Origin of the sequence: Actinomycetospora lemnae (genome assembly GCF_028737315.1) — a bacterium.
In the GTDB taxonomy this organism is placed as follows: domain Bacteria; phylum Actinomycetota; class Actinomycetes; order Mycobacteriales; family Pseudonocardiaceae; genus Actinomycetospora; species Actinomycetospora lemnae.
The window spans coordinates 713366-727199 of sequence record NZ_JAQZAO010000001.1; the positions used below are offsets into that span (position 1 = coordinate 713366).

Genomic DNA, 13834 nt, shown 5'->3' on the forward strand with positions numbered 1-13834 from the left:
TCCGGGGAGGCCGCCGGACGGGGAGTCGGACGAAGCGGCCGAGCGCGCCGCCACGCTGATGCCTGGCGACCACCGGAACGTAACCGATCCGTGACCCTCGTCCGCCACGCCACGCCGTCACAGCGCGCTCACCGGTCATCGCACCGCGCTCACTGGTGCGCGGGGTTGACCCGGGACCGCTCAGCGCGGAGCTGGCCCGATCCGGTGACGACGAGCGGACGTGTTCACACCCCGTCGCCGCCGTGCGGCCGGACGAGCAGGGGCCTACAGCCGATCGAGGAACGCCGCCTCGGCCTCGCCGACCACCGACCGCACGAGTCCGGCCAGTCCCGGGTGACGGGCGAGCAACGGGTCGTCGGCCATCACCGCGCGGGCCTCCTCGCGCGCCTCGGCCACGAGGTCGCCGTGCTTGAGCACCGAGAGCATGTGCAGTCCCGACCGGCGCCCGGACTGCTGGGCGCCGAGCACGTCGCCCTCGTCGCGCACCTCGAGGTCGATGCGCGAGACCTCGAACCCGTCGGGCGTCGCCGCCAGCCGCTCGAGGCGCTGGAGGGCCGGTGAGCCCTCCGCGGCCTCGGTGACGAGCAGGCACGACGACGCCGCCGCGCCGCGACCCACGCGGCCGCGCAGCTGGTGGAGCTGGGAGACGCCGAACCGGTCGGCATCCATGATGATCATCATCGTGGCGTTCGGGACGTCGACACCCACCTCGATGACCGTCGTCGCGACGAGCACGTCGACCCGGCCCTCCGAGAAGGCGCGCATCACCGCGTCCTTCTCGTCGGTGGGCATCCGGCCGTGGAGGATCTCGAGCCGCAGCCCGGCCAGCGGGCCCTCGGCGAGCATCGGCCCGACGTCGGTGACGGCGAGCGGCGGGCGCGCGGCCTCCTCCTGCTCCTCCTCGTCCGGCGGGCGCAGCTTGCGGAGGGCCTCCTCGAACTCGTCGGGCCCCGGCGCCTCCGGGTCGAGCAGGTCGCCGGCCGGCGGCTCGGGCCACTGCTCGCCGGGCTCGCCGCCTTCGTCGCCGATCCGCGGGCACACGACGTAGGCCTGGTGGCCCGCGGCGACCTCCTCGCGCACCCGCTCCCACGCCCGCTCCAGCCACCGCGGCTTGACGCCCGCCGGCACCGCCGTCGTGGCGATCGGCTTGCGTCCCGTCGGCAGCTCGTCGAGCACGGAGATGTCGAGGTCGCCGTAGAGGGTCAGCGCCACCGTGCGCGGGATCGGCGTCGCGGTCATGACGAGCACGTGCGGCGTCGTCGGGCCCGACCGCGAGCGCAGCTCGTCGCGCTGGTGGACCCCGAAGCGGTGCTGCTCGTCGACGACGACCAGCCCCAGGTCGGCGAAGCCCACGCCCTGCTGGATCACCGCGTGGGTGCCGACGACGATCCCCGCCGCCCCCGACTGGGCGTCGAGCAGCGCCTGCCGCCGGGCCTTCGCCCCCAGCGAGCCGGTCAGCAGGGTGACGCGTGTGGCGTGCTCGGGGTCGGCAGCGGGATCGTCGGAGAGCTCGCCCGCCCGGCCCAGCGGCCCGAGCATCGCCTGCAGCGACCGGGCGTGCTGGGCCGCGAGGACCTCCGTCGGCGCGAGCAGCACCGCCTGCCGCCCGGCGTCCACCACCTGGAGCATCGCCCGCAGCGCCACGACCGTCTTGCCCGAGCCGACGTCGCCCTGCAGCAGGCGGTTGAGCGGCTCCTCGCCGGCCAGCGCCTCGCTCAGCGACTCCCCCACGGATCGCTGCGCGCCGGTGAGCGCGAAGGGCAGGCGCGCGTCGAACGCCGCCGCGAGCCCGTCGTCGCGGCGCGGGCAGGCGGGCGCGGGCCGGGTGGTCGCGCTCGCCCGGCGCCCGGCCATCGCGAGCTGCAGGCCGAACGCCTCGTCCCACACGAGCCGGCGCCGCGCCTCGCGCTCCTCCTCACGGGTGTCGGGCAGGTGGACCCGGCGCAGCGCGTCGCCGAGCGAGGCGAGACCGTGGGTGGCGCGCAGGGTGTCGGGCAGCGGGTCCTCGGGCTCGTCGAGCAGGTCGAGCACCTGGCGCACCGCCAGCATCACCACCCAGGACCGCAGCTTGCGCGTGGCCGGGTAGATCGGGATGAGGCCGGGCAGCTGCGCCTCGGCCCCCGCGTTGAGCACGATGAACTCGGGCGCCGCGAGCTGCCAGCCGCCGCGGTAGCGGCTCAGGTCGCCGGAGAACAGCGCGCGCGTGCCGGGGGCGAGGTCGCGCTCGCGGTAGGGCTGGTTGAAGAACGTGCAGGTGAAGCGCTGGGCGCCGACCGACACGGTGGCCTCGACGATGTGGCCCTTGCGGTGGCGCATCCGGCGGCCCGCGACCTTCTCGACCGTGCCCAGCAGCGTCACGTGCTCGCCGGGCCGGAACCGCTGGTCCTCGCGCTCCGAGGTGTGGGTGACCGTGGCGTGCTCGATGTACTTGCGCGGATAGTGACGCAGCAGGTCGCCCACCGTCTCCAGCTCGAGCTGGCGGGCGAGCGGCCGCGCGGTCTTGTCGCCCAGGGCCGTGCGCAGCGACGTGTCCATCCCGACCACGGCGACGAGCATGTCATCCCGGTCCGACAGCGCCGGGGCGAGCGTCGGCGAGCCCGTGCCCGCGACCCCGCCGGACGCCCGCGGGGCGGGCCTCGGTTACGCTGGTCGGGAGTGCGCACCACCGTCCGGTGTCCGTGCGCCTGCGGAAATCTCATCAGCGTGTCGAGGAGTTCAGCCGTGAGTGCCGTCTGTGACGTGTGCGCGAAGGGCCCCGGGTTCGGGAAGTCGGTGTCGCACTCGCACGTGCGCACGAACCGCCGTTGGAACCCGAACGTGCAGGTCGTCCACACCCGCCTGGCCAACGGCAACCGCAAGCGGATGAACGTCTGCACCTCGTGCCTCAAGGCTGGCAAGATCGCGCGCTGAGCGCGTCCACCGGTTGAGCCGGCCTAACGGCCGAGTTCGTCGCGCAGCGTCCGCAGGGCGTCCCGGGTCCCGTCCGGGGGCAGCGCCTGGACGCGGAGCAGCTCCATGGTGGCGAGGTAGTCGTCGACGTCGGCGCGCTTGTCGAGGTACAGCGCGCTGGTGAGCTGCTCGAGGTAGACCACGTCGGGCACCCCGGCCTCGCGCGGGAAGCGCAGGATGCTGAACGGTCCGCCGGCGCCCGCGTGCCCGCCGAGCCCGAGCGGCACCATCTGCACGACGACGTGGCGTTGCTCGGACACCTCGAGCAGGTGGTCGATCTGGGCCTGCATGACCTCGACCCCGCCGGTGGGCCGCCGCAGCGCCGCCTCGTCGAGCACCGCCCACAGCGTCGGCGGGTCGTCGCGGTCGAGGACCTCCTGGCGACGCAGCCGCAGCTCCACGCGCCGCTCGTGCTCGCCGGCCGGCATCGACCCGAGCAGCAGCGCGGTGACGTGCCGGACCATCGCCTCGGTCTGCAGCAGCCCGGGGACGAACTGGGGCTCGTAGGTGCGGATGTGGTCCGCGGCCTGCTCGAGCCCGACGTAGGTCTCGAACCACGGGGGCAGCAGGTCGGAGTACTGGTGCCACCAGCCCGGCGTGTTGGCCTGCCGCGCCAGCCCGAGCAGCGCCTCGCGCTCGTCGGCGTCGTGCACGCCGTAGAGCGTCAGCAGGTCGCCGACGTCGCGCTCCTTGAAGCCGGTGCGCCCGTTCTCGAGCCGGCTGATCTTGGCGTGGGACCCGCGGATGCGGTCGCCCGCGGCCTCGCGCGTCACCCTCGCCCGCTCGCGCAGGGCCCGCAGCTGCTGGCCCAGCATGATCCGCAGCACGGTCGGTCCCCCGCCCGGCGCGTCGCGGATGTCACGGGCACGGTCCGGGACCTGCTCGGCCGCCACCCCCGCGGGCTCCTGGGGTGGGACCACGCCGGTACCTCCACCAGCCTCGCCTCGCCGTGCGCACGGGGGCGCGCCCGGTCAGGGGGCCGACCCTAGCAGTCGGTCCCCGGCGATCCGGCCCCGTTCGGCGCGTCGGACGGCGTCAGGCGCCCTCGGCGAGGAGGTCGTCGAAGTCGCCGTCCTTCGCGCCCAGCAGGAAGGCCGTCATCTCCGCGCGCGTGTAGACGAGCACGGGGCCCTCCCGGTGGCGCGAGTTGCGCACGGCCACCCCGCCGTCGGGGAGCGGGGCCACCTCCACGCAGTTGCCCTTCGGGTTGCTGCGGCGGCTCTTGCGCCAGGGGACGCCGTCGGCGACCGTGCCGTGGGCTCCCGGTGCCGGCGCTCCCGATGGTCCCGTCGGCCCCGTCTGCTCCGTCATGCGACCTCCCCCTGGCCGTGCAACAGCTCTCGGCGGTGCAGATGTTCTTGCATCTGCACACTACGTCGGTCAGGATCGAGGACGTCGCCGACGTCGGGGAGTGCGACGAACGGAGGTCCACGTGAGCCAGCCGGGACGCCCAGGATCTCCAGGGCGTGCACCTGCGCCGCTCCGTGTCACCTCCGAACGTCTCGGTGAGGACGAGGCCCGGGAGGCCCGGGAGGCCGACGCGGTGTCCGTCGCCACACCGGCCCGCACCGCCACCGTCACGGCCGCCGGCCCGCTCCCGGCCGGCCCGCCGCAGCCCGCGTCCGCGTCTGTGTCTGCGGCGCCCGTCGTCGCACCCCGTCCGGCCCTGCCGGTGATGGCTCCGCGCCCGCGGCGCCGGTGGTCCGACCTGTGGCGGATGGTGTTCGCGCGCCGCCGCGCGGGGCGCCACCGTCCGGAGACCACGCCGCCGCAGAGCTGGAGCATGATCTCGCCGCAGCGTCGGCGGCGCACCCGCCGCTGGGGCCGGTACTGATCGTCTAGGGCAGGCGCCAGTCGACCGGCTCGTCCCCGAGCTCGGTCAGGTACTCGTCGACGCGGCTGAACGGCCGCGAGCCGAAGAACCCACGGTCCGCCGACATCGGGCTCGGGTGCGCGGACTCGACGGTCGGGACGTCCTCGCCGAGCAGCGGCTTCACCGTCTGCGCGTCCCGCCCCCACAGCACCGCGACGAGCGGCTGGTCGGGGCGCGCCACCAGCGCCGCGACGGCCGCCTCGGTGACCTTCTCCCAGCCCTTGTTGCGGTGCGACCCCGGCGCGCCGGGCCCGACCGTCAGCACGCGGTTGAGCAGCAGCACCCCGTTGGCGGCCCACGGCGAGAGGTCGCCGGTGCTCGGCGGCGGGTGGCCGAGGTCGTCCGTGTACTCGCGGAAGATGTTGACCAGGCTCTTCGGCAGCGGCCGCACGTCCGGCGCGACCGAGAACGAGAGCCCGACGGCGTGGCCCGGGGTCGGGTAGGGGTCCTGGCCCATGACCAGCACCCGCACGTCGTCGAACGGCTGCTGGAACGCGCGCAGCACGTTCGGCCCCGCCGGCAGGTACCTGCGGCCCTCGGCCACCTCGGTGCGCAGGAAGTCACCCATCGCCGCCACGGTGTCCGCCACCGGCGCGAGCGCCTCGGCCCACCCGGCCTCGACGGATTCGGAGAGGGGACGGGCCACGGTACGAGCCTCCGGACAGGCGCGGGAGCGGGGACGGCGGGTGACGGGACCCGGCTCGGGCGACGCTAGCGCCCGTCGGCGGCGTCGCGGTCGCCGACCCTCGTCCGGGCCGACGCGGCGGAGCGCGAGGCTCAGCTCGACGCGCCGGCGAAGCAGAGGCTGCTCGGCTCGTCGCGGTAGGTGCCGAAGCGTGGGATCGGGACGTAACCCCGCGCGCGGTAGAAGGCGAGCGCCTCGGGCTGCTCGGTGCCGGTCTCGAGGACGGTCCGGCGGTGATCTCCTGCCCGTCGTCGAGCTCGATGTCAGGGTGGGTCCACTGCCCCGAGCGGTGTCGGTCTCGGGGCCGCGTCGCGCTCCGGTCCCGAGGAGGAGGTCCGATGACGGTCCGGGTCGCCGTCTGCTGGGACGTCGACGGCACGCTCCTGCGCGCCGGACGGGTCGGGGGCGCCGTGCTGCGCACCGCGTTCGCCGAGGTCACCGGCCTGGACGCGCCCGAGGGCGTCGTCATGGGCGGGCTCACCGACCGCTTGGTGGCCGACGCCTACCGCGACCTGCTGCCCCCCGACGCCGCCGCGGCCCTGCACGCCCGCGGCGACGAGTACGGCGTGGCCTTCGCCGAGGCCGTCACCCGCGCCTGGGCCGGGCGCGACGCCGAGCTCGCCGCCGTCACCGCGCCGCTGCCCGGGGTGCCCGAGACCGTCGCCGCCCTGGCCGCGGAGCCCGGCGTCACCCAGGTCGTCGTCACCGGGAACGTCCGGGCCGGCGCCGAGGCCAAGCTGCGCGCCGCCGGGCTGGGGCGGTACCTGGACCTCGACCGCGGCGCCTACGGGCACCTCGGTGGGCCGCGGGCGACGCTCGTGCACGCGGCGCGCGCCGCGCTCCGGACCCACCACGGCGCCTCGGTGACCCTCGTCGTCGTGGGCGACACCCCCCGCGACGTCGAGGCCGCGCACGCCGCCGGGGCGGTCGCGGTCGGCGTCGCGACGGGCGCCGCGAGCACCGGGGATCTGCACGCCGCGGGCGCCGAGCACGTCTTCGACGACCTGTCCGACCCGTCCCGTCTGGTGGCGGTGGTCCGCACCACGCGCGAGGATTCGTGGCACACCACGCAAGGAGGCTCGTGATGCCCGAGCGGACGATGGAGGCCCCCCACGGCGGCACCGGGAGCGACGCCCCCTCGGCGGCGACCCCGCCCGCGGCGGTGGGACCGGAGCTGGCCCGGGACTTCCGCGACGTCCTGCCCGCCGATCTGGTGATCACCGACGAGGTGGGACGGCGCAGCTACGAGTGCGACGGGCTCACCGGGTTCCGGCAGGTCCCGGCCCTGGTCGTGCTGCCGCGCGACGCCGAGGAGGTCGCCGCCTGCGTGCGGATCTGCGCCCGCCACGGCGTCCCGTTCGTCGCCCGCGGCGCCGGCACCGGGCTGTCGGGCGGCGCGATGCCCGTCGCCGACGGCGTCGTGATCTCGGTGCAGAAGCTGCGCCGCATCCTCGAGATCGACGTGGAGAACCGGCGCGCGGTGCTCGAGCCCGGCGTCTACAACCTCGAGATCTCGAAGGCCGCCCAGCCCCACGGCCTCTACTACGCGCCCGACCCGTCGAGCCAGCAGGTCTGCACCATCGGCGGCAACGTGGCCGAGAACTCCGGCGGCGCGCACTGCCTGAAGTACGGCTTCACCACCAACCACGTCCTCGAGATGGAGGTCGTGCTCGCCGACGGCTCGGTGGTCACCCTCGGTGGTCCCACCGGCGAGCAGGCCGGCCCCGACCTGCGCGGGTTGTTCATCGGCTCCGAGGGCACGCTCGGCATCTGCACCAGGGTGACCGTCCGGCTGCTGCAGACCCCGGAGACGGTCCGCACGGTGCTGGCGGACTTCCCGTCGATCGAGGCCGCGGGCGACACCGTCGGCGACATCGTCGACGCGGCGATCATCCCGGCCGCGGTGGAGATGATGGACTCGCTGTCGATGGAGGCCTCCGAGGCCGCCACCGGCGCCGGGCTCACCGTCGACGCCCCCGCCGCGCTGATCATCGAGCTGGACGGTCCGGCCGACGAGGTCGAGGCCGAGTTCGAGCACCTCACCGCCATCTGCGAGCGCCACGGCGCCACGCGCCTGCACGTTCCGACCGAGGCCGAGGAGCGCCAGAAGGTGTGGAAGGGGCGCAAGGCCGCCTTCGCCGCGGTCGGGCGGATCAGCCCCGACTACATCGTCCAGGACGGGGTCGTCCCCCGGACGCGGCTGGCCGAGGTGCTCACGCGCATCGCCGAGATGGGCCGCGACGCCGGCCTGCGCGTGGCCAACGTCTTCCACGCGGGCGACGGCAACCTGCACCCGCTGGTGCTCTACTCGGAGTCCGCGGGCGAGCACGACGCCGCGGAGAAGCTCTCCACCGACATCGCCGAGCTGTGCGTCGAGCTGGGCGGGTCGCTGTCGGGCGAGCACGGCATCGGCACCGACAAGGCCTGCTCGATGCCGGTGATGTTCTCCTCCGACGACCTCGGCGTCATGCACCGCGTGCGGCTCGCCTTCGACCCGGACTCGCGCTGCAACCCGGGCAAGCTCTTCCCGACGCCCCGGCTCTGCGGCGAGCGGCCCGGCAAGTACCAGCCCCACCCCCTCGAGGAAGCAGGAGTGATCGAGCGCCTGTGAGCACCCCACGGGTAGAGACCGTCACGCCCACCACCGTCGACGACCTGCGCGCCGCCGTCCTCGACCGCCCCGGCACGATCCGCCTCGCCGGCGCCGGCACCGCCGCCGACTGGGCGGGCACGCCCGCACCCGCGGACACGGTCCTCGACCTCACGGGGCTGTCCGGGATCGTCACGCACAACCCCGGCGACATGACCGTCGAGGTCCACGCCGGCACGCCGTTCGCGCAGCTCCAGGAGGAGCTGGGCGAGCACCACCAGCGCGTCGCCGTCGACCCCGCCCGGGTCGCCGAGGGCGCCACCCTCGGCGGGCTGTTCGCCACCGCCGACTCCGGTCCGCGCGCGCTGCAGTACGGCTCCCTGCGCGACCTCGTCATCGGCGCGACGATCGTGCTCGCCGACGGCACCGTCGCCCGCTCCGGCGGACACGTGATCAAGAACGTCGCGGGCTACGACCTCACCAAGGTCCTGCACGGCGCCCATGGCACGCTCGGCGTCGTCGCCCGGCTCGTGCTGCGCCTGCACCCGACGCCGCAGGCCACGGTCACCGTCGCGGTGCCGTGCGAGCGGTCGGGGTCGGCGGACCTCGCCCGGCGGGTGGCCGACAGCCCGGTCGAGGCCACGGCGATCCAGTGGCACGGGTCCGATCAGGGTGACCGGCTCCTCGTCCTCGTCGAGGGCTCCGAGAGCGGCGCCGACGCCCGGGCCCGGCGGCTCGTCGACGCCGTGGGCGGCGAGCTCCTCGCCCCCGACGACGCCGGGGCGGCGTGGGAGGCGCACGCGGCGTCGGTCCGCGCGCGCCCGGCGGACCGTGCCGTGTTCCGCTTCGGCGTCATCCCCTCCTCGCTGACCGGCGTGCTCGACGGCCTGGAGGCCGACACCGGCGGGCTCACCGAGGTCACCACGTCGCCGCGCACCGGCGTCGCCACCGTGGCGGTCCCGGCCGACGCCGACGTCGTCGCCGCCGCGCACCGCCGGGTCGCCGACGCCGGGGGCACGTCCTCGCTGCGCCAGCGCCCGGCCGGTGCCGAGCTGCCCGCGTTCGGGCCCGCGCCCCCGTCGGCCGCGCTGCTGCGCGCCGTCGCCACGTCCCTCGACCCCGACCAGCGCCTGGGCCGCGGACGGCTCGCGCCCTGGATCCCTGCACCGACCGGAGTGAGCGCATGACCACCCACCCCACCACCGGTCCGACGCCCGACTTCTCCTCCGAGCGCGGCGAGAAGCCCGCCCCGGAGCGCGCCGACCTGCTCGGCGGCGAGTTCGGCTCGTTCGACGACCACCACCCGCCGGCCCAGGAGCTGCTCGACGACTGCGTGCACTGCGGCTTCTGCCTGCCGACGTGCCCGACGTACGCGCTGTGGGGCGAGGAGATGGACTCCCCCCGCGGGCGCATCTACCTCATGGAGATGGCGGAGAAGGGCGAGATCCCGCTCGAGGGCGCGTTCACCACGCACATCGACCGGTGTCTGGGCTGCATGGCCTGCGTGACGGCGTGCCCGTCGGGCGTCCAGTACGACCGTCTGCTCGAGGCCACCCGCCCGCAGATCGAGCGCAACGTGCGCCGGTCGCGCTCCGACCGGCTCTTCCGCGAGGCGATCTTCGCGCTGTTCCCCTACAAGCGACGGCTGCGCGCGGCGTCGCTCGGCGGCGCGCTGTACCAGAAGCTGCGGCCGAAGAGCATGGAGAAGCTGCTGGCCAGGGTGCCGGAGCGCTTCGGGCGGCTGGTCGCCATGGAGTCGCTGCTGCCGCCGGTGAGCGTGCGCGACGCGTTCCGGCGGATGCCCGAGCGCACCCCGGCGGTGCTCGACCCCGCCCACCCCGAACGCCGGGGCCGGGTCGGCCTGCTCACCGGGTGCGTGCAGGACGTGTTCTTCCACCCGGTCAACGAGGCCACCGCGCGGGTGCTCGCCGCCGAGGGGTGGGACGTCATCGCCCCGCGCGAGCAGGCGTGCTGCGGGGCGCTGGGGCTGCACGCGGGCCGGGAGGCCGAGGCCGTCGAGCGGGCGAAGAAGCTCATCGCGACGTTCGAGCGCGCGCAGGTCGACACGATCGCCACCAACGTCGCCGGTTGCGGGTCGTCGATGAAGGAGTACGGCGAGCTGCTGGCCGACGACCCGGAGTGGGCGGACCGCGCGCAGGCGTTCGCGGCCAAGGTGCGCGACATCTCCGAGGTCGTCGACGAGACCCTCGCCGACCCGCGGGCGCGCCGGCACCCGCTCGAGGCGACGGTCGTCTACCACGACGCCTGCCACCTCGGGCACGCCCAGAAGATCCGCAGCGAGCCGCGCCGGGTGCTGCGCGCGATCCCGGGCGTCGAGCTCGTCGAGTTGCCCGAGGCGGAGATCTGCTGCGGGTCGGCGGGGATCTACAACATGCTCCAGCCGCAGGCCGCGAGCGACCTCGGCCGGCGCAAGGCCGACAACATCAAGGGCACCGGCGCCGACGTCCTCGTCACCGCCAACCCGGGGTGCCTGCTGCAGATCCGGAAGTACCTGGACGGCGAGCTGCCGATGCTCCACCCGATCCAGCTCGTCGACGCCTCCATCCGCGGCGTCCGGCCGCCGGAGATGGGCTGACACCGCCTCGTGAGTACTTTCCGCGGCTATAGCCGCGGAAAGTACTCACATAGGGGTCAGCGCCAGTGCCGCCAGCCCGGGTCGCCGGCGCCGCCCCAGCGGTCGGCGTCGACGGTGACGCCCGTGCCGGCGCGGATCTCCCCGCACACCGCCCACCCGTCGGGCACGACGTCCTCGCTCGGGAAGGTGGCGACGAGCGCGTGGTCCTCGCCGCCGGTCAGGGCCCAGCCCAGCGGGTCGCCGCCGAGCGCCGAGGCCACGTCACGCAGCTTGTCGGCCACCGGCAGCAGGCGCGAGGACAGGTCGACGTGGACCCGTGAGGCGGCGGCGACGTGACCGAGGTCCGCGAGCAGGCCGTCCGAGGTGTCGATCATCGACGTCGCCCCGGCCCGCGCGGCGACCGGGCCCTCGCGCCACGGCGGGCGGGGCGTCCGGTGGGCGGCGACCATCGCGACCGGCGAGCGGAAGCCCCGGCGCAGCACCGCCATCCCGGCCGCCGACCACCCGAGGTCGCCGCGCACCGCCACCACGTCGCCCGGCCGCGCGCCGGAGCGCGTCACGGGCGCCCGACCCTCGAGATCGCCCAGCGCCGTGATCGAGACCACCATGGTGTCGGCGGACACGGTGTCGCCCCCGACGACGCCGATCCCGGCGTCCGCCGCGGCGTCCCACACGCCCGCCGCGAGGCCGTCGAGGACCTCCGTGCTCGTCGTCCCGGGGCAGGCCAGCGAGAGCAGCAGGGCCGTCGGGACCGCGCCCATCGCGGCGACGTCGGCCAGGTTGGCCGCGACCGCCTTGCGCCCGACCTGCTCGGGCGCGGACCAGTCGAAACGGAAGTGCACGCCCTCGACCAGCGTGTCCACCGTCGCGACCACGCGCCCGTCCGGGGCCGCGACCAGCGCCGCGTCGTCCCCGGGACCCAGCAGCACGGGCTCGGGCTGGAAGCGGTCCCCGGTGAGCCGCTCGATCACGCCGAACTCGCCGAGCTCCCCGGCCGTGTCCGCGGCAGCCGGGACCGACCGGCCGGCTCCTGCGCCGCCCGGCACGCTCGCGCTCCGTCGGGTGGACCCCTCGGTACGTCCGTGTCCCCCGCGCCCGTTCGCCGTCCGGCTCACCCCTCGTCTCCCTGCGGTACCTTCCCTGCCACCCTGGCCGGCGTCACCGTCGGCCCGTTCCCCCGAGGAGGCACATCCGTGGTCCAGGCCTACATCCTGATCCAGACCGAGGTGGGTCGTGCCGCCGCGGTCGCCTCGGACGTGGCCGGCATCGACGGTGTGACCCGGGCCCAGGACGTCACCGGACCCTACGACGTCATCGTCACCGCGGAGGCCGATGACGTCGACACGCTCGGGCGGGATGTCGTCGGCGCGGTGCAGAAGGTCCCCGGTATCACCCGCACGCTCACCTGCCCCGTCGTCTCGACCGACTGAGCGTGGTCCTGCGCAGCGCGCCCGAGGTGGCGCGCCGGCTCCCCCGTGTGCTCGTCGTGCTCGTGCTGACGGTGCCCGTGCTCGTGGTGGCCGGGGTGTTCGTGGCGTCGCTGGTGCTGGTGCGCGAGCCCGTGCCCGACGCCGACACCGTGCGCCTGCGGGTCCCCGCCGTCCCGACGCCCGCCGCCGCGAGCGCCGACTGCTCACGCCTGCTCTCCGGCCTGCCCGGCGAGATGGCCACCGAGCAGGGCATGCTGGCGCGCCGCGTGCTCGCCGACCCCGTGCCGCCGGCGACGGTGGCCTGGGGCGGCGAGGAGGGGGCTGCGCCCGTCGTCCTGCGCTGCGGCCTGCCCCGGCCGGCGGCGATGACCGCGGGGGGCTCGATGACGGTCGTCAACGGCGTCGACTGGGTCGAGGTCGACGACGGCGTGCCGGGCAGCGCGACCTGGGTGACGACCGACCGCGCGGTCTACGTCGGGGTCACGGTGCCCGACGGCATCGGCACCGCCCCGATCCAGGACGTCTCGCGCGGCGTCAAGATCTCGCTCGTGAGCCGTTGAGCGCGGTCTCGACCAGCGTCGTGAGCAGCGTCGGGTAGTCGATGCCCGCCGTCGCCCACATCCGCGGGTAGAGCGAGGTCGCCGTGAACCCGGGCATGGTGTTGAGCTCGTTGACGAGCAGCCGCCACGACGGTCGGGCTCCGCTGCGCTGCGTCTCCACGTCGCCGGTGAGGAAGAAGTCGACGCGCGCGAGGCCCTCGACGCCCATCGTCCGGAACACCTCGATCGCCCGGGTGCGCACGGTCTCGGCCACCTCGTCGTCGAGCTTCGCGGGCACGTCGAGCTCGCAGGCGTCGTCGAGGTACTTGGTGTCGAAGTCGTACCAGCCGGCGTCGCCACCGACGACGCGGATCTCGGCCGGCACGCTCGCCTCGACGCGGCCGTCGGGGTGCTCGAGCACGCCGCACTCGATCTCGCGCCCGACGATCGCGGCCTCCACCAGGACCTTGGGGTCCTCCCTCCGCGCCGTGGCGATGGCCGCGTCGAGGCCGGCCCAGTCGGTGACCCGCGTGATGCCCACCGACGACCCGGCCCGCGCGGGCTTGACGAACACCGGCAGGCCCAGGCGCTCGCGCTCGGCGGCGGTGAGGTCCGTCCCTCCCGGGCGGTCCGGGGTCAGCACGACGGCGTCGCCGACGGCCAGCCCGGCGTCGCGGAGCAGGCGCTTGGTGACGTCCTTGTCCATCGAGGCCGCGCTCGCCAGCACCCCGGCGCCGACGTAGGGGACGCCGGCCGACTCGAGCAGGCCCTGGACGGTGCCGTCCTCGCCGCCGGGGCCGTGCAGCACGGGCACGACGACGTCGACGCGGCCCAGCGACGCGCCGTCGTCGAGCGCGACGAGCTCGCGGCGCGTGTCGGCGGGCAGGGCCACCGGGCGCCCGGAGGTCACCTCGGGCAGCTCGCGGCCGCGCAGGCGCAGCTCGGCGGGGTCGGTGGGCCCGAGCACCCAGGCGCCCGCGGGCGTGATGCCGACGGGGAGGACGTCGTAGCGCTCCCGGTCGAGGTGCGCGAGCACGCTGCCGGCCGACAGACACGAGATCTTGTGCTCGCTGCTGCGGCCGCCGAAGAGCACGACGACGCGGGGGCGGTGCGGCTCCCCCTGCGGGGTCGAGCTCCGCTCCGCTCCGTCTCCCGGGCCCGTCATGGCGGCG

14 protein-coding genes are annotated in these 13834 nt (G+C 75.3%); 8 read left to right on the plus strand and 6 right to left on the minus strand.

Features of this window, described 5'->3' with window-relative positions:
- Positions 1 to 264: 264 nt before the first annotated feature.
- Positions 265 to 2556: an ATP-dependent DNA helicase RecG gene (recG, locus tag PGB27_RS03450; RefSeq protein WP_274198922.1), complete on the minus strand. Its 2292-nt coding sequence runs from the start codon at positions 2554 to 2556 to the stop codon at positions 265 to 267.
- Positions 2557 to 2721: 165 nt separating this feature from the next.
- Between recG and rpmB the strand changes: the two genes are divergently transcribed.
- Positions 2722 to 2910, plus strand: coding sequence for a 50S ribosomal protein L28 (gene rpmB / locus PGB27_RS03455; RefSeq protein ID WP_274198923.1), 189 nt, complete (start codon positions 2722 to 2724; stop codon positions 2908 to 2910).
- 23 nt (positions 2911 to 2933) lie between these two features.
- On the opposite strand, the gene PGB27_RS03460 is transcribed toward rpmB, so the two are convergent.
- Together PGB27_RS03460 and PGB27_RS03465 are read right to left on the minus strand one after the other, a co-directional pair.
- Complete coding sequence (locus tag PGB27_RS03460) at positions 2934 to 3869, minus strand: helix-turn-helix domain-containing protein (RefSeq protein ID WP_274198924.1); 936 nt, start codon at positions 3867 to 3869, stop codon at positions 2934 to 2936.
- Between the two features lie 115 nt (positions 3870 to 3984).
- The gene (locus PGB27_RS03465; RefSeq protein WP_274198925.1) at positions 3985 to 4260 is read right to left on the minus strand and encodes a DUF397 domain-containing protein; all 276 of its coding nucleotides are present in this window, start codon (positions 4258 to 4260) and stop codon (positions 3985 to 3987) included.
- 364 nt (positions 4261 to 4624) lie between these two features.
- Between PGB27_RS03465 and PGB27_RS03470 the strand changes: the two genes are divergently transcribed.
- A complete protein-coding gene (locus PGB27_RS03470; protein ID WP_274198926.1) occupies positions 4625 to 4783 on the plus strand; it encodes a hypothetical protein in 159 nt (52 codons plus the stop codon).
- 4 nt (positions 4784 to 4787) lie between these two features.
- Here PGB27_RS03470 and PGB27_RS03475 read toward each other — a convergent pair whose 3' ends face one another.
- A complete protein-coding gene (locus PGB27_RS03475; protein WP_274198927.1) occupies positions 4788 to 5468 on the minus strand; it encodes a uracil-DNA glycosylase in 681 nt (226 codons plus the stop codon).
- 377 nt (positions 5469 to 5845) lie between these two features.
- On the opposite strand from PGB27_RS03475, the gene PGB27_RS03485 reads away from it, so the two are divergent.
- The 4 genes from PGB27_RS03485 to PGB27_RS03500 are packed head-to-tail and all read left to right on the plus strand — an operon-like array spanning position 5846 to position 10693.
- Positions 5846 to 6592 (plus strand): HAD family hydrolase, encoded by a 747-nt coding sequence (locus tag PGB27_RS03485; protein ID WP_274198928.1) that lies wholly within the window; start codon positions 5846 to 5848, stop codon positions 6590 to 6592.
- Positions 6592 to 8118, plus strand: coding sequence for an FAD-binding oxidoreductase (locus PGB27_RS03490; protein WP_274198929.1), 1527 nt, complete (start codon positions 6592 to 6594; stop codon positions 8116 to 8118). Before PGB27_RS03485 ends, PGB27_RS03490 begins: the two co-directional genes overlap by 1 nt.
- Positions 8115 to 9284: an FAD-binding oxidoreductase gene (locus tag PGB27_RS03495; protein ID WP_274198930.1), complete on the plus strand. Its 1170-nt coding sequence runs from the start codon at positions 8115 to 8117 to the stop codon at positions 9282 to 9284. The genes PGB27_RS03490 and PGB27_RS03495 overlap by 4 nt, the downstream gene beginning before the upstream one ends.
- A complete protein-coding gene (locus tag PGB27_RS03500; RefSeq protein ID WP_274198931.1) occupies positions 9281 to 10693 on the plus strand; it encodes a (Fe-S)-binding protein in 1413 nt (470 codons plus the stop codon). The genes PGB27_RS03495 and PGB27_RS03500 overlap by 4 nt, the downstream gene beginning before the upstream one ends.
- A gap of 56 nt (positions 10694 to 10749) precedes the next feature.
- Here PGB27_RS03500 and PGB27_RS03505 read toward each other — a convergent pair whose 3' ends face one another.
- Positions 10750 to 11739 carry a thiamine-phosphate kinase gene (locus PGB27_RS03505; protein WP_274198932.1) on the minus strand — a complete coding sequence of 330 codons (990 nt, stop codon included), beginning with the start codon at positions 11737 to 11739 and terminating at the stop codon, positions 10750 to 10752.
- Between the two features lie 147 nt (positions 11740 to 11886).
- Here PGB27_RS03505 and PGB27_RS03510 point away from each other — a divergent pair, with 147 nt between their 5' ends.
- Together PGB27_RS03510 and PGB27_RS03515 are read left to right on the plus strand one after the other, a co-directional pair.
- The gene (locus tag PGB27_RS03510; RefSeq protein ID WP_274198933.1) at positions 11887 to 12123 is read left to right on the plus strand and encodes an Lrp/AsnC ligand binding domain-containing protein; all 237 of its coding nucleotides are present in this window, start codon (positions 11887 to 11889) and stop codon (positions 12121 to 12123) included.
- Between the two features lie 2 nt (positions 12124 to 12125).
- Complete coding sequence (locus PGB27_RS03515) at positions 12126 to 12683, plus strand: DUF3515 domain-containing protein (RefSeq protein ID WP_274198934.1); 558 nt, start codon at positions 12126 to 12128, stop codon at positions 12681 to 12683.
- On the opposite strand, the gene PGB27_RS03520 is transcribed toward PGB27_RS03515, so the two are convergent.
- Positions 12658 to 13827 carry a D-alanine--D-alanine ligase family protein gene (locus PGB27_RS03520; RefSeq protein WP_274198935.1) on the minus strand — a complete coding sequence of 390 codons (1170 nt, stop codon included), beginning with the start codon at positions 13825 to 13827 and terminating at the stop codon, positions 12658 to 12660. The two genes, PGB27_RS03515 and PGB27_RS03520, sit on opposite strands and share 26 nt — an antisense overlap.
- Between the last annotated feature and the right edge of the window lie 7 nt (positions 13828 to 13834).